This window comes from Mesorhizobium sp. P171375, assembly GCF_057786075.1.
Genome location: NZ_JBYNWF010000001.1, coordinates 6044692 through 6063401 on the forward strand (window position 1 = coordinate 6044692; position 18710 = coordinate 6063401).

The window sequence follows — 18710 nt, forward strand, 5'->3', positions numbered from 1 at the left end:
GCCCCGTCACGCCGCATAAGGTGACGCCTCGCAAGCAGGCGGCGGACAGGTGGGACAGAAAAGCCTCAGACAACGCGCAACGATCTGGCTTGCGGCTTTCGTGGCCGCCTGGCTGGCGCTCGCCTATGTCGCCGCACCTGAATTCTGGACATTCAGGGATCGCGGCTTTCGCAAGCAGACCTTCGAGATGGTAACGCATACGCCGCAAGGCATTCCTGGCGACCCGATCAATGTCGGCCTTGTCGGCAGCGAAAAGGAGCTTGTGCATGCCTTCGCCGTGGCCGGTTGGGACACGGCAGACGGCGTGACGCTGAAGACCGCGATCGAAATCGGGGAAAGCGTGCTGTTCGACCATCCCTATCCCGACGCACCGGTCAGCCGGCTGCTGTTCGAAGGCCGCGCCCAGGACCTCGCCTTTGAAAAACCGGTCGGCGACAGCGCCGACCGACGTCATCATGTCCGCTTCTGGCGCACCGACGCGACCGGCGACGATGGCCGCCCGCTCTGGCTGGGCTCGGCCAGCTTCGATCGTGGCGTTGGGCTGAGCCACGACACCGGCGCCATTACCCACCATATCGGCCCCGACATCGACGCCGAGCGCGATCTCTTGATCCACGACCTGTCGGCTGCCGGCATGTTGATCTCGGTAAGCGATATCCCTGGCATCGGCGCCACCAAAGCCGGACGCAATGGCGGCGGCGATCCCTATTTCACCGACGGCAAGGCCATCGTCGGCATCTTGAAGCGGTTGCCATAGCAAAACGATTGCAAAGGGTCAGGTCATGGTGATCACGATCTTGCCGAACGGCCCTTTCTCCAGATGCTTCAATGCCTGCGGCACCTCATCGAAGCCAAAAACCTTGTCGATCACCGGCTTGAGCGCCAGCGCTTCGATCGCCTGGTTCATCCGCTCGAAAGCACGGCGGTGGCCGACCGACAGGCCTTGCACGGTGATGCGGTTACGCATGAACGGCAGGATCGGAAAGCTGAGTTCAGCGTCGCCGAGGATGCCGATGATCGACAGCCGGCCATCCGCGGCCAGCGCATGGAGCGAACGCCGCGCATTGTCGCCGCCGACCATTTCCAGCACATGGTTGACGCCAATGCCCTCTGTCAGGTCGCGCGCGGCTTTGTCCCATGCAGGCTGGGTCCGGTAGTTGATCACCTGCCAGGCACCGAGTTGCCTCGCCCGCTCGAGCTTCTCGTCGCTGCTCGACGTAACGATGGGGCGCAGACCAAATGCGTTGGCAAACTGCAACGCAAACAGCGACACACCACCGGTGCCCTGGATGAGAAGGGTCTGGCCCGGCACCGGCTTGGTCGCCTCGACCAACGCGAACCACGCCGTCAGCGCCGCGATCGGCAGCGTCGCCGCCTCGACATCGCTGAGCGATGGTGGCGCCAACACTGCGGCATCCTCGCCAAGGACGACGTGATCGGAAAGCATGCCCGAGAGCGACAACCCCAGCGTGTGCTTGTGCAGCACCGGTGGAGCGTTGCCATCCGGCCAGTCGGCGATCACCTGGCCGAGTACGCGTTGCCCGACGCGAAAACGGCTGACCTCCTTGCCGACGGCCACCACCTCGCCCAGTGCGTCGGATGTCGGCACAAAGGGAAAGACAAGATCCGGGATCAGCGTGCCGTCGATGATCATCCTGTCCTTGTAGTTCAGGGATACGGCTTTGGTTCGCACCAGAAGCTCGCGCGGGCCTGGCTCGGGAACCTTGCCTTCAACCCTCTCCAGCCTGGACAGGCCAAAGCCGGTCATCTGCCAGGATCTGTTGACTTGGGTGCTCATCTTGTTTTCGCGCTCCGTGATTGACGTCACGGGAGAGACATCTATGCCATTTCGCTATGGAAATTAGCGCTTCGATGTGGCATATTTGGCAACGGATTGAATACCTGAACGCTACAATAGGAAACGACCGATGGAATCGCCGAACCTGCAAGGCGTCGTCGCCTTCGTCCAGGTGGTGGAGGCCGGCAGCTTCACCGGTGCAGGCGAACGTATGCATGTGACGAAATCGGCGGTCGGCAAGACGATTGCGCAGTTGGAGCAGCGCCTCGGCGTTCGCCTGCTCAACCGCACCACTCGCAGCCTCAGCCCAACCAGCGAAGGCGTCAGCTACTATGAAGCCTGTGTCAGGGCGCTGGCTGAGATCGAGGCCGCCCACTCGTTGATTGCCTTGCGTCGCCAGGTGCCTTCCGGCCGGCTTCGTGTCGACGTGCCTCTGGCCTTCGGCCGCCGCTGCGTCGCCCCTGTTCTGTTCGATCTTTCCAGGCAGTTCCCGGATCTGACGGTAGAAATCTCCTTCAATGACCGGCGGGTCGACTTGATAGAGGAAGGCATCGATCTTGCCATCCGCATGGGCGATCTCGACGATAGCCTGTCGCTCGCCGCGCGTCGCATCTATGCCCAGCGCTCGGCAATCTGCGCCGCCCCTGCCTATCTCGAAAACCACGGCAGGCCGCGATCGATCGAGGATCTTGCCGCCCATAGCGTCATCGGTTACGGCCGCGACGGCGTCGTCCGGCCCTGGACCGTAAGGCATAGCGACGGACATCTCGGAAAATTCGTGCCCAAAGCGCGGCTCGTCCTCGGTCATGGCGAACCGATGCTGGATGCAGCGCTTGCCGGCTGCGGCATTGCTTTTCTGCCAACCTGGCTGGCGGCCGACTGCCTCAAAAGCGGCGAACTTGAGATGGTTCTGTCGGATTGTCTGGTCGAAAACGTCGTCGTGCATGCTATCTGGCCGGTGACACGCAACCTGGCGCCGAAGGTTCGCGTCGTCGTCGATGCCCTGGTCGAGCGTTTTTCGTCGCCGCCTTGGGATGTCGCTTGAAAGATCCGCGCCCGTCATCTTGAAAAATCGCGGCCATCTATTTTCGAAAACCGCGCGGCAATGCTATTGACCCCTGATGCTATACGTCGAAATCGCTACCGTGGTCGTCCTCATCTGTGTGAACGGCCTTCTGTCGATGTCCGAGCTCGCCATCGTTTCGTCGCGCCCGGCACGGCTCAAGGCGATGATCGACCGCGGCGTCAATGGCGCCGGGCGCGCGCTGGCGCTCGGCTCCAACCCCGGCAAATTCCTGTCGTCGGTGCAGATCGGCATCACCTTGGTAGGGGTGTTGTCGGGCGCCTTCTCCGGCGCCACGCTGGGCGACAGGCTGTCCGTCTTCCTGGCCTCGACCGGCATCCGCGAGAGCGTCGCCGACCCGCTCGGCGTCGGCATCGTCGTCGCCATCATCACCTATTTCTCGCTGATTGTCGGCGAACTGGTGCCCAAGCAGATCGCATTGCGCGATCCGGAACGCGTTGCTGCCCGCGCCGCTCCGGCGATGACCATCCTTGCCACTGTCTCGGCGCCGCTCGTCTTCCTGCTCGACATTTCCGGCCGCGCCATATTGTGGCTGCTCGGCCAGCGCGGCGAAAGCGACGAGAAGGTCACCGACGAGGAGATCAAGATGCTGGTCGCCGAGGCCGAGCATCACGGCACCATCGAATCCGACGAGCGGCGCATGATTGCCGGCGTCATGCGGCTCGGCGACCGCGCCGTGCGCGCGGTGATGACGCCGCGCACCGAAGTCGACTGGATCAATCTGCAGGCGGATGAGAGCGCCATCCGCAAGCTCTTGATGGACACCCAGCATTCGCGCCTGCCGGCGGGCGATGGCGGCGTCGATGTCATGGTCGGCGTCGTCCAGACCCGCGACGTGCTGGCGGCGATCCTTGCCGGCCGCCCGCTCGACCCACGCAAGCATGCGCGCGCCGCCCCCATCGTCTATGACCAGGCCGACGCGCTGGACGTGCTGCAGAAGCTGAAGGATTCCGACGTGCCAATGGCGCTGGTGCATGACGAATACGGTCATTTCGAAGGCATCGTTACCCCCGCCGACATTCTCGAAGCCATCACTGGTGTGTTCCGCGCCGACCTCGATGCCGGCGAGGAGGAAAACGCCGTCAAGCGCGAGGACGGCTCATGGCTGCTCGCCGGCTACATGCAGGCCGACGAGATGGCCGAGGTTCTCGGCATCGACCTGCCAGAAAACCGCGACTATGAGACCGTCGCCGGCTATGTGCTGTCGCACATGCATCATCTGCCGGCGACCGGCGAATGCGTCGACGCGCAGGGCTGGCGCTTCGAGGTGGTCGACCTCGACGGCCGCCGCATCGACAAGCTGATCGCCACCCGCCTGCCCAGCGGCCATCGCGAAGTGGTGCGCTGACAACAGCGCCCTTTCACACCGCGGCTTCGATCGGTTCGGCAAGTCTCGGATTGGAGCGCGAGGCGATCAGGCAGCTGGCCACGATCAGGGCCGCACCTGCCAGCGTTGTCCAGGTCGCCGCCTCGTCGAAGAACAGCCAGCCGAACACGATCGCCCAGATGAAGGCCGAATATTCCGTCGGGATCAGATATTGCGCTTCAGCGCGCGCATAGGACCAGCTCATCAGGAACTGGCCGGAGAGCGACAAAGCCGTCACACCCGCAAGGGGAAGCCAGAGATTGCCCGGCAGGGCAACCGCCAGCCAGGGCGCGGCGGGGAGAAGGACGGTGGCGACGCACAGGTTCTGGAACATCATGATCTCGCCTGGTTTGGCCACCAGCGCCTGTCGCCGCGAGAGGATCAGGTTGTAGGCATAGAACACCGTCGACGCGAGCACCGCCACCGTGCCAAGCAGAGCATCCCCGGTGTAACTGCCTTGCCCGAACTGTCCGGCCATGATGATGACGACGCCGGCGATGCCGGCCAGCGACGCCCAGATCGCCTGACGCTGGATGCGTTCGCCCAACAGCAGTGCGGCCAGCAGAAGAGCAAACAGCGGTGCTACGAAACTAAGCCCGATCCCATCCGCCAGCGGCAGCCTGGCAAGCCCCCAGAAGAATGACAGCAGAACGATGCAGACGACGACGGCGCGCAGCGCATGCAGCTTGAGCACGGAAGGCGTGGGAAGCACGCGCGGCCCTGCCGCCCAGGCCGTGCCCGCGACCACGGTTGCAAGCATGCTTCGCCACAGCACCGTGTTGTAGACACCGACGGCGATGACCAGAACCTTCATTGCCGCATCCATGGCGGACAGAAGGAAGATCGCCAGCGCGCAGACCAGCACCGGGATCATGGGGGAAACGATGCCTGTCAGGCTGGGTGACTTCACGGGGACTGCTCATGTGATGGATCGCGGCCGATATATCAGGGCAAAACGGCAGGGCCAGATGGCAGCCCTGTCCATATGCCGGTCCAAGGCAAGTTTGCCTCAGTGCGCGTCCGGCGGCGGCGCCTTCGGCGTGACGTTGCGCAGGAAGGGAACCAGCGCGGTGGCGATGACGAAGGCAACCATGATGACCAGGAACGCATCGGCATAGGCCATGGTGGAGGCCTCGCGATAGGCAAGTTGCCAGAGCTGCTTCAGCGCCGCGGCATGACCATCGTCGACAGCACCCGGCAACTGCCCATAGCGCTGCCCGACATTGTCGAGGAGGCGCATCGCCGCCTCGTTTTGCGGCGTCAGATGCGAGGCGATAGTCAGGAAATGGAAGTTGGTGCGGTCGTTCAGGATCGCGCCACAAATGGCGATGCCCACCGCGCCGCCCAGATTGCGCATCGTATTGAACAGGCCACTGGCATATTTCAGCCGCTCCGGCGGCAGGCTGCCGAGGCCGAGATTAACGCTCGGCGCCACCGCAAAGACCTGCGGAAAACCACGAAATATCTGCGGCAGAAGCAGTTGCGCGGCGCCCCACTGGCTGGTGATAGCGCTAAAGCTCCACATCGAGGCGCCGAAAGATGCCAGCCCGAACATCATCAGCCAGCGCGTGTCGAAGCGCTTGGCGAGGAAGATGTAGACCGGCACGCCGACCATCGAGGCGACGCCTGTGGAAAACACCGCCACCCCGGTCTGGAAGGCGTCGTAGCCGCGGACATAGCCGAGGAACAGCGGCGTCAGATAGATCGTGGCAAAGATGCCGATGCCGGTAACGAAGGAGAGGAAGCAGCCGATGGCAAAGTTGCGGTTGCCGAAGGCGCGAAAGTCGACCACCGGCTGTGAATAGGTCAGGCTGCGGATGACGAACAGAACCAGGGTAACGCTGGCAATGATGGCGCCGTTGCGGATCGTTGCGTCGTCGAACCAGTTCCAGCGCGTGCCCTCCTCCAGCACATATTCGGCCGTGCCGAGGCTGACCGCCATCAGCACCATGCCGATATAATCAGCGCCCTTCAGCAGCGACGGATCGGCCTTGTCGATCTTGACCAGCAGCGCGACGAGGATAGTGATGATGGTGCCGGGAATGACGTTGACATAAAACAGCCAGTGCCAGTTCAGCGTATCGGTGATCCAGCCGCCGATCACCGGGCCGAGCGTTGGCGCGATCGACGCGATGCTGCCGACCACCGCCGCCGCATAGACCCGCCTCGGCCCCTGGAAGTAGTGGAACGACGAGGTGAACACCGTCGGGATCATCGACGCGCCGAGCAGCCCCTGCAGTGCGCGGAACACGATCATGCTTTCGATGCTCCAGGCGAAGCCGCACAGCATGCTGGCCAGCGTGAAGCCGGCTGCCGAGAAGGTGAAAAGCCAGCGTGTCGAGAACACGCGGGTGAGCCAGCCCGACAGCGGGATGACAATGATTTCCGCCACCAGATAGGAGGTCTGCACCCAGCCGATCTGGTCCTGTGCCGCCGACAGACCACCACCAATATCCTGCAGCGAAGACGCCACGATCTGGATGTCGAGCAGCGCGATGAACATCCCCACGCACATCACCATGAACGGCAGGATGCTGGTGATGAAGGATTCCTGGCGCACCGGCATGGCGTCCTCAGCGTGACGCGGTATCGACGGTGACCGTTGTCGACAGACCCGGCCGCAGCGCGACTTTCTGCGCCTGGTCCGGGTCGATCGTGATCCGGACCGGAACGCGCTGGACGATCTTGGTGAAATTGCCGGTCGCGTTCTGCGGCGGGATCACGCTGAAGATCGCCCCGGTCGCCGGCCCCAGGCTGGTGACGTGACCTTTGAGCGGCGCATCGGGCGCAATGTCGGTGTAGACCGTCGCAGCCTGGCCGTCGGTCATGTCGCGCAGCTGGTCTTCCTTGAAATTGGCGTCGACCCACAGGCCGGAGGCCGGAACGATGGTCAGGAGATAGCTGCCCGGCGAGACATAGCTGCCGACCTGCGCCAGCCTGTTGCCGATGATGCCGTCGAGGGGCGAGCGGATTTCCGTGAAGCCGAGATCGAGCTCGGCCGTATCGACGTCGGCCTTGGCCGCCGCGACAGCTGCGGTCGCTTCCGCGATCTGGGTGTTGAGCACGTCGAGCTGCTGTCTGGCGGCGGCAAGCCCGGCGCGCGAGGCGGCAACGGTAGCCTTGGCCTGACCGTCGACGGCGAGGCTTCTCTGCGCATCCTGCTGCGTTCCGGCCCGGGTGCTGGCCAGCACTTCATAGCGTTTGGCATCCTGGGCGGTGAAAGTCGCGGCAGCGCTCTTGGCTTCGAGATCGGCCTCGGCCTGCTCGATCACCGAATTCTGCAACGATATCTGGGCGCGCAGATTGTCGAGGGCCGATTGCTGCTGCTGGACGGACGCCTGAGCATGCTCCAGCGCCGCCTTGAACGGCCGGTCGTCGATGCGGATGATGAGCTGTCCGGCGGCGACGTGCCGGTTGTCCTCGACAAGGATCTGATCGATGTGGCCGGCGACCCGCGGCGCCAGCGGCGTGACGTTGCCGCCGACATAGGCATCGTCGGTCGAGACGAGGAAGCGGCCGGCCCGCCACCAGTCGAAGCCATACCATCCGGCGGCACCGACGACGATCACGGCTGCCAGCGTCAGCCACGGCTTGCGGCGCTTTTTGGCGGGTGCGGGGATTTGCACGACCGGGGGCTGCGCCGGCTGCAGCTCGGCGGCCGAAAGAACCTTGTTCATTGGCGCGCCTCATCCCACCTGTGCTCAATCACCGTATTCTCTATAAGCGGAAGGCCTGAGCCCGCGCTGCTGAAGCGATAGCGCTGCCGCATACGGTCGGTGGCGGTCGGTCCAGTCGCCAGGGTGAAGCCCTCGCTGTCGAGTTCACTGCCGGTTTGGCGGTCGACCAGAACCGGCTCGGCCCAGCGTCCATCCGCCCTGTCCACCATCACCAGGCTCGGGCCTTCGGGGGCCAGATGCTTGTTGCCCCAGGCGAGCAGGGAGAGGAGAACCGGGCGAAAATCGCGCGCCTTGGCGGTCAGCACATATTCATGGCGAAGCGGCCGTTCGCAGTAGACGCGCTTTTCGAACAGGCCGCGCTCGACAAGGCTGTTCAGCCGCCGCGTCAGAATGTTGGGCGCGATGTCCAGGCTCTTTTGAAACTGGTCGAAGCGCGTCAGGCCCTGGAACGCGTCCCTGAGCAGCAGGATGCTCCACCACTCACCGACAGCATCGAGGCTGCGCGCGATGGGGCATGGGCGGTTTTCGAAGCTTGTCTTTGCAACCATGACAGCGGTCTCTTTCATAATGAAAGTTACAGATAGCGATGTGAGTTGCATTATGCAATTCACTCGGACGTGATCGAGCAAGGGACACGAGCGCGTGGCGGCTCAAGGTCGGCAAGCAATGCCCGCGACGTGGCGTCAGAAGGGCTTTGTCAGATGCTCGCTTGCATGGCGAAGTACGGACTCCGAAAGCAGCCTGCCTCACCCATGATTGATCCACTGAGAGATTGGGAAACGCAGCCAAAGCCTCTATATCGATAGCCATGGATGCATCGAACGAACACGCGCTAAACGACGAGCTTCTCCAAGATATCCAGCGTCTGTCCTTCGAGTATTTTCTCAACGAGGCCAACCCTGCCAACGGCCTGGTCGCCGACCGCAACACGCAGGCGTCGCCTGCCAGCATAGCCGCCGTCGGCCTCGCTTTGTCGTCCTATCCCGTCGGTGTCGAACGCGGTTTCATGACGCGCGCGGCCGCAATCGAGCGCACGCTCGCCACGCTCCGTTTCTTCTGGAACGCTCCGCATGGGCCAGAGCCCGATGCCACCGGCTACAAGGGTTTCTACTATCATTTCCTCGACATGCAGACCGGCCGCCGCGTCTGGAAGTGCGAGCTGTCCACTGTCGATACCGCGCTCCTGCTTGCGGGCGTTCTGTCCGCCGGCGCCTATTTTGACCAGGACGATGGATCCGAACTGGAAATCCGCCAGCTCGCCGATGCGCTCTACCGCCGCGCCGACTGGCGCTGGGCGCAGAATGGCGGCCCCACCGTTACCCATGGCTGGCGGCCTGAAAAAGGCTTCCTGCGCTATCGCTGGGAAGGATTTGACGAAGCGCTGATCCTGTACGTGCTGGGTTTGGGCTCGCCAACCCATCCGCTGCCGCCCGAGAGCTACGCGGCCTGGCTGTCCAGCTACAAGTGGAAGACAATCTACGACCGCGAACTGGTCTATGCCGGCCCGCTCTTCATCCACCAGTTCTCGCATATCTGGATCGATTTTCGCGGCATCCGCGATGCCTTCATGCGCGATCACGACAGCGACTATTTCCAGAACAGCCGCCAGGCGACCTATCTGCAGCGCGACTACGCCATCCGCAATCCGAAGGGGCTAAGCGGCTACGGCGAGAATTGCTGGGGCGTCACCGCCAGCGACGGTCCGGGCCCGACCAAACGGGAAATGACGATCGATGGCCGCCGCTTCTTCGGCTATCTCGCGCGCGGCGCGCCTTTCGGGCCTGATGACGGCACGCTGTCGCCATGGGCGGCGATTACCTCCCTGCCCTTTGCGCCGGAAATCGTGCTGCCGGCGCTGCGCCATTTTCACGAGATGGACCTGCACGTGGGCAATCCTTACGGCTTCGTCGCAAGCTTCAATCCGACGATCGCCGCAGCCGACGGCCGCGCCTGTGGCTGGGTATCGCCGGACCACGTCGGCATCAATCAGGGGCCGATCGCCCTGATGATCGAGAATTACCGGTCGGACTTCCTGTGGCGGCTGATGCGCGGCGTGCCGGCCATCGCCACCGGACTGCATCGAGCCGGTTTTTCCGGCGGTTGGCTGTGACAGGCGGCGATCTATCACGCATGGTCGTCAACGAAAAAAGGGCGGCGCAAGCGCCGCCCCTTTGGGAAGATGATTGATCCTTGGGAGGATAAGGCTCAGGCCGCCTGGGCTTCGCCGGCAATCGCGTCGGCCTGACGCGCAGCCTTGAGCACCCGGGCCCACCAGGCGACATCGTTGACCAGCGCGGCAGCAGCCTGGTTCAGATGCTCGATCTCCTCAAGCTTCTTTTCGCCCTGGCGTACCGCCAGGAAATCGCCCCAGGCGATGTGGACGGCGGACTTGACCGGCGCCATCTGCAGCTCAACGGCGGCAAGGCGCAGGTGCTCGACAGCACGCGAGCCGCCGACGCTGCCATAGCCGACAAAGCCGGCCGGCTTCTTGTTCCATTCATTGGCGGCGTAGTCGATGGCGTTCTTCAGCACTGCGGTCGGGCCGTGATTGTATTCGGCGGCGGTGAAGATGAAGCCGTCGAACTCGGCGACCTTCTTCTGCCAACGCTGCGCAACTTCGTTCTGCGACGGTGCCCAGGCGGACGAGGCAACTTCATCGAAGAAGGGCAGCGGCCAGTCGCGCAGGTCAACGATCTCGACATCGATGTCGGCATGCGATTTTGCGATCTTGGCGATCCACTGGGCGGGCACATCGGCGAAACGCGCGGCGCGTGTCGAACCGACGACAATGGCGATTTTGGGCTTGGACATGGGGCTCTCCATATATGTAAAAGCTGGTATCGTTTGGATACCGGCGCTATATGAGATACTGTCAAACCACTGCGCAAGGAGGCACCGTTTTGTTACTGAGGTACCCGCACAACACCGAAGACTGCCGCGCCGTCTCGGAAATCCTGCAGCGCGTCGGCGACAAATGGACCGTCCTGGTCGTCGGCAAGCTCGGCGGCGGGCCGCTGCGTTTCAATGAATTGCGCGCCGCCGTCGGCGGCATTTCGCAGAAGATGCTGACCACCACTTTGCGTGGCCTGGAGCGCGACGGTTTCGTCACCCGAACCGTGTTCCCGACCATCCCGCCACGCGTCGATTACGAGCTGACCGAGCTCGGCCATGAGCTGCTGGTCCCGGTCGGCGCGCTGGGCGAATGGGCGCGCAAAAACACCGTGCGCGTCCAGGCAGCGCGCGAAAAATTCGACGGCGTGCACGCCTGAAACCCTTGCAGCGCAAGGACTTCGTCCTCGAGACACGCAGTTCAGATTTGGCTGGGTCCGCCTGGCATCCTCGGCCAGGCCGTCGCGATCCAGCTGCCGCGTCTCGTTCGCCGGCGCACCATCATTTTGAGGCGAATAAGCGTCCTCGCTGAGAGGCCTTCAGGCCTTTGACGCAGGGTTGCTGCAACACATCGTGCTGCACGTATCGGCCCTTGCAGTTCGCTGGTTGTCGACTGTGCGGTCGTGCTTGCAGGCGACGCTCGGAAGTTCTTTCCTGATCTCGGTATAGGCGGTGGTGCCAAGCAGACAGATCACCGCGACAAGGGCCGCCACGAGCCAGCCGTTCAGCATGTGTTGACGCATTGTCTTCCCTCCGCCATCCGCAGAATCGGAGACGAAGGCAACCATTGGATGTCGCGTAGCGCATCGCCCGCGTGGGGGATGTTACATAAGCGCAAGCTTGGAAGAATCGACTGCTTCAGCTTTCCGCTGGAATCGGCTTCGGCTTGCCGTCGCTATCAAGCGCCACCATGACAAAATCGGCATAGGTGACCTTCTCCATCAGATCGGAGAGGTAGCGCTGCGCCCAAGCCTCGACCTTGAGCGTCATCGACGTGCGGCCGACGCGCTCGACATGGGTGTAGATGCACAGCGTGTCGCCGATCTTCATCGCCTTGGCGAAGGACATCTCCTTGACCGCCGCCGTCACCACGCGGCCCTTGGCGCGCTCGGCGGCGCGGATGCCGCAGGCAAGGTCCATTTGCGCCATCACCCAGCCGCCAAAGATATCGCCGGCCGCATTGGCATCGGCCGGCATGGCCAGCGTGCGCAAGGTCAGATCGCCGATCGGCTGTCCGTCCGCGTAATGCACCATGCGCCAAATCCCCTGAAACGATTGCCCTCGATCCCGTAGCGTCACGGCGCCGGGAGGTCAACGCGATGTGCGAGGCTGGCGGCGCAATGTCGTTTCCCTGTTGGCATTTCCGAACCAGGCGTCTCGCGGTCGCATTTTTCACAACGCATGCCGGAAGGTGCGGCGACTTGGCAAAGCCGTCGCGTCTAGGCTGCCCCCAGTTTTGCGGAGCCGCCAACACCAATCATGCAGACCTATGACTTCATCATCGTCGGCTCCGGCTCGGCCGGCTCGGTTCTCGCCGACAAACTGTCGGCTTCCGGCCGCTACTCCGTGCTGGTCCTGGAAGCTGGCGGCACCGACCGCCGTTTTTACGTCCAGATGCCGCTCGGCTATGGCAAGACCTTCTTCGACCCGGCGGTCAACTGGAGCTACAAGCCCGAACCGGACCCCGGTCTCGGCGGCAATGTCGACCATTGGCCGCGCGGCAAGCTCCTTGGCGGCTCAAGCTCGATCAATGCCATGGTCTGGATCAGAGGTGCGCGCGAGGACTTTGACGACTGGCGCGATGCCGGCAATCCCGGCTGGGGCTATGACGATTTGCTGCCGGGCTTCAAGGCGCTCGAGGACAATGAGGCCGGCGCCGACAAATGGCGCGGCACCGGCGGGCCGCTGCACATCACCGACACCACGAACGCCGTCCATCCGCTGACCAAACGCTACCTTGCTGCCGGCCAGCAGGCGGGCCTGCCGCTCAATCCCGACTTCAACGGCGCCGTCCAGGAAGGCGTCGGCGTCTACCAGATCTCGACCAAGGGTGGCCGTCGCATGTCGGCGGCGCGCGCCTTCCTGCGCCCGGCGATGAAACGCGCGAATGTGCGCGTCGAAACCAATGCACTGGCGAGCAAAATTCTGTTCGAAGGCAAGCGCGCCGTCGGCATCGAGTACCAGCAGAACGGCGAGACCAAGACCGCCCGCGCCGGTCGCGAGGTCATCCTCTCCGCCGGTTCGATCAACTCGCCCCAGCTGCTGCAGCTGTCCGGCGTCGGCCCCTCGGCGCTGCTCAAGGGCCTCGGCATTCCTGTCGTCCACGCCAACGAAAATGTCGGCGCGCATCTGCAGGACCATGTCGGCATCAACTACACCTTCAAGGGCAAGGTGCCGACGCTGAACCAGATCCTGCGCCCCTGGTGGGGAAAACTGCTGGTCGGCATGCAATACATCCTCACCCGCTCGGGTCCGCTGTCGCTGTCGATGAACCATGGCGGCGGCTTCTTCCGCACCGACCCGGCGTTCTCGCGCCCCAACATGCAGCTTTATTTCCAGGCCTTCTCCACCGTTATTCCAAAGAGCGGCGAGCGGCCTATCCTGACGCCGGACCCATGGCCGGGGTTCTCCATCGGCCTGTCCAACTGCCGCCCGTCGAGCCGCGGCGAGATCATGATCCGCTCCAGCAATCCGCTGTACTATCCCAAGATCGTCGCCAACGCCTACTCCACCAATGCCGATGTCGACGAGATGCTGGCGGCGGTAAAATTCGTGCGCAAGATCGCCTCGATGCCGGCCATGGCCGAGATCATCGCCGAAGAGGTTTTGCCGGGGCCATCGATCCAGTCGGATGCCGACCTGATCACGGATTTCAGGAAGCGCTCGGGCACCGTCTATCACCCGGTCTCGACCTGCCGCATGGGCCCCGATGCCGGGCAGGCGGTCGTCGATCCGCGCCTGAAAGTGCATGGGCTCGACGGCCTGCGCGTCATCGACGCCTCGATCTTTCCCGCCAACATCACCGGCAACACCAACGCCGCCGCCATCATGACCGGATGGAAGGGCGCCGAACTGGTTCTGGAGGACCAAAAATGAAGATCACCGACGTCAAGACCTGGGTTGTCGGCAATCCGCCGCCAGGCATCGGCGGCAAGTATTTCATCTTCGTCAAGCTGACCACCGATGGCGGTGTCGTCGGCTATGGCGAGGCCTACAACGCCACCTTCTCGGCCCACACGACCGCGAAAATGGTCGAGGACATGGCCGAGCGCTATCTCGTCGGGCGCGACCCGCACGACATCGAGAACTTTTTCCGCCGCGCCTATTCCTCCGGCTTCACCCAGCGCCCGGATGTTTCCGGCATGGGCTGTTTTTCCGCACTCGAAATGGCCTGTTGGGACATCATCGGCAAGGAAGCCAACAAGCCGGTCTACAAATTGCTCGGCGGCCAGGTGCACGAGACGCTGCGCACCTACACCTATCTCTATCCGCACACCGGCAGCGTCCATTCCGAGGACGCGCCGGACGGCCGGAACGTCTACAACGACCCCGAGCTGGCGGCGGCCTGCGCGCTCGAATATGTCGAGCAGGGGTTTACTGCCGTCAAACTCGACCCGGCCGGCCCTTACACGGCCTTTGACGGTCACCAGCCGCGCCTCGTCGACATCGATGTCTCCACCCGCATGATCAAGGCGGTCCGCGAAGCTGTCGGCACCCGCGCCGATATATTGTTCGGTACGCATGGCCAGTTCACCGCATCGGGCGCACTGCGCATGGCGCGCGCCATCGAGCCCTATGATCCCTTGTGGTTCGAAGAGCCGGTGCCGCCTGACATGCCCGAAGTGATGGCGCAGGTGGCTCGCGGCACCTCCATCCCGATCGCCACCGGCGAGCGCCTGACGACCAAGTTTGAATTTGCCCGCGTCATCGAGAACCGCGCCGCGACCATCCTGCAGCCTGACCTCGGCCGCTCTGGCGGCATTCTGGAAACCAAGAAGATCGCCGCCATGGCCGAGGCCTATCACATCCAGGTCGCGCCGCACTGCTATTGCGGGCCGATCGTCGGCGCGGCCAACATCCAGCTGGCAGTGACGCTGCCCAACTTCCTCATCCTGGAATCGCTGAAGCAGTGGGACGGTTTCCACGCCGCGCTCCTGAAGAAGAAGATCGAATGGCAGGACGGCGACGTCATCCCGTCGAAGGAGCCCGGGCTCGGCGTCGAGCTCAACGAGGCGGTCTGCGACGCGCATCCCTACACCGGCAAGGATTTGCATCTGCAGATGATGCAGACGCCGCTGATGCCGTGAGAGAGCGCTACGCATTCATCGGCCTTGGCCATCTCGGCGGCAACCTTGCCGCCAGCCTGCTGCGCAACGGTTTTGCCGTCATCGTCTTCGACCGTGACCCCGCCTCCGCCGAGCGCTTGGTTGCGCTCGGCGCGACAGCAGCAGCTAGTCCTGCCGAAGCGGCGGCGCAGGCCGGCAACGCCATCACTTGCCTGCCTTCGCCAAAGGTCAGCGAAGCTGTGCTGACGGGTGGCGACGGCCTGCTCGAAGGCCTACCCAAGGGTGGCACCTGGATCGAGATGTCGACCAATGGTCGCGATGAGATTCTGCGACTGGCAGCTCTCGCCTTGGCCAAGGGCGTCGAAACGCTGGAGTGCCCGGTCACCGGTGGTGTGCATCTGGCGGCAGTGGGAAAGATCACCGCGCTGGTCGGTGGCGATGCAGCTCTCTATGAGCGGCATCGTCCAGCAATCGAAGCAATGTGCGCAAAATCGTTCCTGATGGGACCGGTCGGCTCGGCGGCGGTGATCAAGGTCATCACCAACATGCTGGCCTTCATCCATCTCGTCGCCGCCGGCGAGGCGCTGATGCTGGCCAGGCAGGGCGGCCTCGACCTTGCCCAATCCTACCACGCCATCGTCGCCTCTTCCGGCAACAGCTTCGTCCATGAGACAGAAAGTCAGCTCATCCTCAACGGCTCCTACGACATCGGCTTCACCATGGACCTGGCGCTGAAGGACCTCGGCTTCGCGCTCGCCATGGCCGAACAATCCGGCGTACCGCTCGACCTTGCCACGCGCGTCAACGCGATTTTCGAGCAGGGCAAAGCGGCCTATGGCGGCAGCGCCTGGTCGACCCAGATCGTCAAATTGCTCGAGGATGCCGTCGGCACCGACCTGCGTGCACCCGGCTTCCCGGCCAAACTTGAGACCTAGCCGGCAAAATATTTAGCCAATGTCTTCAGTGGCTTAGTCGGGCCTTCAGAATCAGCACCTAAGGCACTTGATTCAATATCTCAGCGTCAGCGCTCCGGGCAAAATCTCGAAGGTCGCGGGAATACGCCCCGGCGACTCGCCATCTATGTCGACAAGCGCGCCATTTTTCTCGACATCGCCGAGCGGTTCGACCACCACTTTCCGGCCTCGCAGGATCGTGATAGCCGGATGGTTGCGGTGCCGTCCGCCATAGAGCAGGCGGATGTCCCAGATCAGCTTCAGCTTGCCGGCCGCCCGCAGGATGACGATGTCGAACTGACCATCGGCCAGCTCAGCGTCCGGCGCAATCATCATGCCGCCGCCGAAGAATTTGCCGTTGGCCACCGCCACCAGCGCCATGCGCGCTTCGACCGGCATGCCGTCATCGACGGTGATCCGGACGTCCTGGAACCGGTAGCGGACGAATTCGACCACAGTGCGCCAGAGAAACAGCGCCTTGGCCGACATCTTACCCTTGCGCTTGTCGGCATTGACGGCGCGGTCGGTGGCGCCGGACAGACCGAGGCTGGCGATGTTGATGAAATGGCGGCTGGCCAGCGCGCCATGATCGTCGATGTAGCAGATGCGCCCGGCATCGACCTTGCGCGCCTTGGCCTCGGCGATCCGTTTCAGCACTGCGTCCACCTCTTTCGGCAGGCCGAGCCCGCGGGCGAAGTCGATCCCTGTGCCGCAAGGCAGCAACCCAAGCTCGGTTGTCCGGCCGCTCTCATCGAATGCCTGCAGCAACCCATCCGCCACCTCACTGGCGGTGCCGTCGCCGCCAGCCGCGATCACCAGATCGAAACCGCTGGCCGCGAGGTCGAGCGCTAACCTTTCGGCGTCGCCCTCGGCTTGCGTCTCGCGCAGCTCGAAGTCGCCGAAATGGGTTTTCAGAGACGCGGCGACCTCCGGCCAATGCCGTTTCAGCCGGCCGCCACCGGCAATCGGATTGAGCACCACCCCGACTTTCAAAGCGCACCCTCCCCGCACCGAGCCGATAGGCGCGATGCTTTGCCGGCATTGAAACCCGCGCCTGCGTGCGGAGCAAGGGGTACAACCGGCTGGGCGTCAAAAAGCGGGCAGGCTGTCTAAGGCAGCCGACGCCGAGATTCCGAGGTTTGTGGCAAACCGTCCCCGATAATCCCGTTATCCACAGGCTCACCCCCATTCCCCAAAACCCTTACCCGGCGTAAGTTTAACCCATCTCAGGCGGCTACCGATCGCCACGCCGAAAGGCAAAGCGAAAAGGCGGATTTCCTGAGGCCCGTACGGCCCGAAGCGAGAGCAGGCTTGCCTGTTCGAGGGACGGATGCCGAGACCTACGGGGCCGCGGAAAGCGTGCGAACGCCAACGGCGGACCGATGCTGCCATGAAGGACGGCAAAAACCTTCGATGGCACGCTGAGCGAAGCTCGCAAGAGTGGAGAACGGCGTGGCCTGGAACGGGCATCGCCTTCGGGTGGTGACTGGCAGGGCCGTCAACATCAAGGCCGGCATGGCGCGACATCTCTAGGGAAGTTGCTGCCCGACCGTGTCCTGATCTGACAGGGAGGCGCTGGGAGAAATCCCGGCGCCGACTGTCCTTCGGGCCTCCCACATACCTTTCCAGCTGGGGCTGCAACCCTCGGCAAAATCGGCTAACGTGCTGTCGGCGGCCGAGCTTGCGGCGCCCGAAGGCGCCCGCGTGCTGTTCAGCCAGCCGATCCCGGTCGATCCGGCCAACCACCGCACCGGGCTGATCGTCGCCGTGCGCAAACTGCACCTTTGCTGCCGGCGCTGCTGAGGGCCGGCGCCAGGCTGGAGCACGTCTACGATTGCTGAAGCCGCGACTTCCGCACTACGACGAGGCCGGCCCCCATGCCGGCCTACTTCTTTGATCCGATGCCCGGGATCAAATTGAGGACGGAGTTTATATATTCCGGCCGTACAGCGCCGCTGATGAGCGTGAATGTGGCCAGCATTATGCTGGCCAGCGCCCCGTCATGCCATGGCCTGAGGGCCAGCGCATCGACAGCGTAAGCCCAGAACGGGAAAGCGAGCATCGACATGACGATGTTGGCGCCGGGAGCCTCCGCATTGTCGGCGGCATCGCTCACCGATTTAAGATAGATCGGCGTCATTGCCAGTGCGATGAACAACACGGCCCATGAAATGGTCCAGACGCTGATGCCGGCCATTTCAATCTTGTAGATGGCTGCTCGTACCGCGCCCGGAATGTCCCCCGGAATGCCTTTGGATTCTGCGGCCACCGCATCGGACAGCGCCTTGGCCACCGGCTCCTCGGCCGCGTTGTCGAGGATGGAATTGACGAAGATGAAGAATGCCACGACTTCGGCGGGCACATACTTTGCCACCCGGTCGAGATAGCCGTCGCCGCCTTTCGATCCTGCGTCCTGATCGCCGTCGTCGACGTCGAGCGGAGCAGCGCCGGGAATGCCCTCAAGCGTCGGATTGCTTCTCGACACAGGCTCAGCGGACCGGACAATTCTTCCCATGGCAACCCCTCCCGATATTGTTGTATCGCCCCGCCAGTATCGTAATAGAAAACCGCGCCAGGAAACAGTTGTTGCTGTCATAGAAGGCAATATTTATTTTGCCCTTCTTTCGCAAACGCATCATGGTCGCCGCCCTATCTGC

Annotated in this window: 19 protein-coding genes; 9 read left to right on the top strand and 10 right to left on the bottom strand. The window is 63.3% G+C overall.

Features of this window, described 5'->3' with window-relative positions; genetic code table 11:
- The first annotated feature begins 49 nt into the window (after nucleotides 1-49).
- Nucleotides 50-757 carry an LssY C-terminal domain-containing protein gene (locus ACYHH6_RS29490; protein WP_352589822.1) on the top strand — a complete coding sequence of 236 codons (708 nt, stop codon included), beginning with the start codon at nucleotides 50-52 and terminating at the stop codon, nucleotides 755-757.
- A gap of 18 nt (nucleotides 758-775) precedes the next feature.
- Here the strand turns inward: ACYHH6_RS29490 and ACYHH6_RS29495 are convergent, their stop codons facing one another.
- Nucleotides 776-1798 (bottom strand): zinc-dependent alcohol dehydrogenase family protein, encoded by a 1023-nt coding sequence (locus ACYHH6_RS29495; RefSeq protein ID WP_352589824.1) that lies wholly within the window; start codon nucleotides 1796-1798, stop codon nucleotides 776-778.
- A 130-nt stretch (nucleotides 1799-1928) separates the two neighbouring features.
- On the opposite strand from ACYHH6_RS29495, the gene ACYHH6_RS29500 reads away from it, so the two are divergent.
- Nucleotides 1929-2843, top strand: coding sequence for a LysR family transcriptional regulator (locus ACYHH6_RS29500; RefSeq protein ID WP_352589827.1), 915 nt, complete (start codon nucleotides 1929-1931; stop codon nucleotides 2841-2843).
- Between the two features lie 76 nt (nucleotides 2844-2919).
- Nucleotides 2920-4230, top strand: a complete 1311-nt coding sequence (locus ACYHH6_RS29505; RefSeq protein WP_112561005.1) for a hemolysin family protein — start codon at nucleotides 2920-2922, stop codon at nucleotides 4228-4230.
- 13 nt (nucleotides 4231-4243) lie between these two features.
- Here ACYHH6_RS29505 and ACYHH6_RS29510 read toward each other — a convergent pair whose 3' ends face one another.
- The 4 genes from ACYHH6_RS29510 to ACYHH6_RS29525 all read right to left on the bottom strand — a co-directional run bounded on the left by ACYHH6_RS29510 (nucleotide 4244) and on the right by ACYHH6_RS29525 (nucleotide 8473).
- Entirely contained in the window at nucleotides 4244-5122 is an 879-nt protein-coding gene (locus ACYHH6_RS29510) for a DMT family transporter (RefSeq protein ID WP_352589892.1), read from the bottom strand.
- A 135-nt stretch (nucleotides 5123-5257) separates the two neighbouring features.
- Nucleotides 5258-6814 (bottom strand): DHA2 family efflux MFS transporter permease subunit, encoded by a 1557-nt coding sequence (locus tag ACYHH6_RS29515; RefSeq protein ID WP_352589830.1) that lies wholly within the window; start codon nucleotides 6812-6814, stop codon nucleotides 5258-5260.
- Between the two features lie 7 nt (nucleotides 6815-6821).
- Entirely contained in the window at nucleotides 6822-7925 is a 1104-nt protein-coding gene (locus ACYHH6_RS29520) for an HlyD family secretion protein (protein ID WP_352589833.1), read from the bottom strand.
- The gene (locus ACYHH6_RS29525; protein WP_352589836.1) at nucleotides 7922-8473 is read right to left on the bottom strand and encodes a winged helix-turn-helix transcriptional regulator; all 552 of its coding nucleotides are present in this window, start codon (nucleotides 8471-8473) and stop codon (nucleotides 7922-7924) included. Before ACYHH6_RS29525 ends, ACYHH6_RS29520 begins: the two co-directional genes overlap by 4 nt.
- 260 nt (nucleotides 8474-8733) lie before the next feature.
- On the opposite strand from ACYHH6_RS29525, the gene ACYHH6_RS29530 reads away from it, so the two are divergent.
- Nucleotides 8734-10035 (top strand): glucoamylase family protein, encoded by a 1302-nt coding sequence (locus ACYHH6_RS29530; RefSeq protein ID WP_352589839.1) that lies wholly within the window; start codon nucleotides 8734-8736, stop codon nucleotides 10033-10035.
- A 95-nt stretch (nucleotides 10036-10130) separates the two neighbouring features.
- Here ACYHH6_RS29530 and ACYHH6_RS29535 read toward each other — a convergent pair whose 3' ends face one another.
- A complete protein-coding gene (locus tag ACYHH6_RS29535; protein ID WP_192257837.1) occupies nucleotides 10131-10736 on the bottom strand; it encodes an NADPH-dependent FMN reductase in 606 nt (201 codons plus the stop codon).
- 89 nt (nucleotides 10737-10825) lie between these two features.
- Here ACYHH6_RS29535 and ACYHH6_RS29540 point away from each other — a divergent pair, with 89 nt between their 5' ends.
- Entirely contained in the window at nucleotides 10826-11194 is a 369-nt protein-coding gene (locus ACYHH6_RS29540; RefSeq protein ID WP_162712075.1) for a winged helix-turn-helix transcriptional regulator, read from the top strand.
- A gap of 159 nt (nucleotides 11195-11353) precedes the next feature.
- Here the strand turns inward: ACYHH6_RS29540 and ACYHH6_RS29545 are convergent, their stop codons facing one another.
- The gene (locus ACYHH6_RS29545; protein WP_352589843.1) at nucleotides 11354-11602 is read right to left on the bottom strand and encodes a hypothetical protein; all 249 of its coding nucleotides are present in this window, start codon (nucleotides 11600-11602) and stop codon (nucleotides 11354-11356) included.
- A 70-nt stretch (nucleotides 11603-11672) separates the two neighbouring features.
- The gene (locus ACYHH6_RS29550) at nucleotides 11673-12068 is read right to left on the bottom strand and encodes an acyl-CoA thioesterase (protein WP_352589846.1); all 396 of its coding nucleotides are present in this window, start codon (nucleotides 12066-12068) and stop codon (nucleotides 11673-11675) included.
- Nucleotides 12069-12293: 225 nt separating this feature from the next.
- On the opposite strand from ACYHH6_RS29550, the gene ACYHH6_RS29555 reads away from it, so the two are divergent.
- The 3 genes from ACYHH6_RS29555 to ACYHH6_RS29565 are packed head-to-tail and all read left to right on the top strand — an operon-like array spanning nucleotide 12294 to nucleotide 16035.
- Nucleotides 12294-13910, top strand: a complete 1617-nt coding sequence (locus ACYHH6_RS29555; protein WP_352589848.1) for a GMC family oxidoreductase — start codon at nucleotides 12294-12296, stop codon at nucleotides 13908-13910.
- A complete protein-coding gene (locus ACYHH6_RS29560) occupies nucleotides 13907-15121 on the top strand; it encodes a mandelate racemase/muconate lactonizing enzyme family protein (RefSeq protein WP_352589851.1) in 1215 nt (404 codons plus the stop codon). Before ACYHH6_RS29555 ends, ACYHH6_RS29560 begins: the two co-directional genes overlap by 4 nt.
- Nucleotides 15118-16035 (top strand): NAD(P)-dependent oxidoreductase, encoded by a 918-nt coding sequence (locus ACYHH6_RS29565; RefSeq protein WP_488500500.1) that lies wholly within the window; start codon nucleotides 15118-15120, stop codon nucleotides 16033-16035. Before ACYHH6_RS29560 ends, ACYHH6_RS29565 begins: the two co-directional genes overlap by 4 nt.
- A 72-nt stretch (nucleotides 16036-16107) precedes the next feature.
- On the opposite strand, the gene ACYHH6_RS29570 is transcribed toward ACYHH6_RS29565, so the two are convergent.
- The gene (locus ACYHH6_RS29570; RefSeq protein ID WP_352589856.1) at nucleotides 16108-17046 is read right to left on the bottom strand and encodes a diacylglycerol/lipid kinase family protein; all 939 of its coding nucleotides are present in this window, start codon (nucleotides 17044-17046) and stop codon (nucleotides 16108-16110) included.
- A gap of 669 nt (nucleotides 17047-17715) precedes the next feature.
- On the opposite strand from ACYHH6_RS29570, the gene ACYHH6_RS29575 reads away from it, so the two are divergent.
- Entirely contained in the window at nucleotides 17716-17856 is a 141-nt protein-coding gene (locus ACYHH6_RS29575; protein WP_352589859.1) for a hypothetical protein, read from the top strand.
- 82 nt (nucleotides 17857-17938) lie between these two features.
- Here the strand turns inward: ACYHH6_RS29575 and ACYHH6_RS29580 are convergent, their stop codons facing one another.
- On the bottom strand, nucleotides 17939-18568 hold the full coding sequence (locus ACYHH6_RS29580) for a hypothetical protein (protein WP_352589862.1): 630 nt from the start codon (nucleotides 18566-18568) through the stop codon (nucleotides 17939-17941).
- Between the last annotated feature and the right edge of the window lie 142 nt (nucleotides 18569-18710).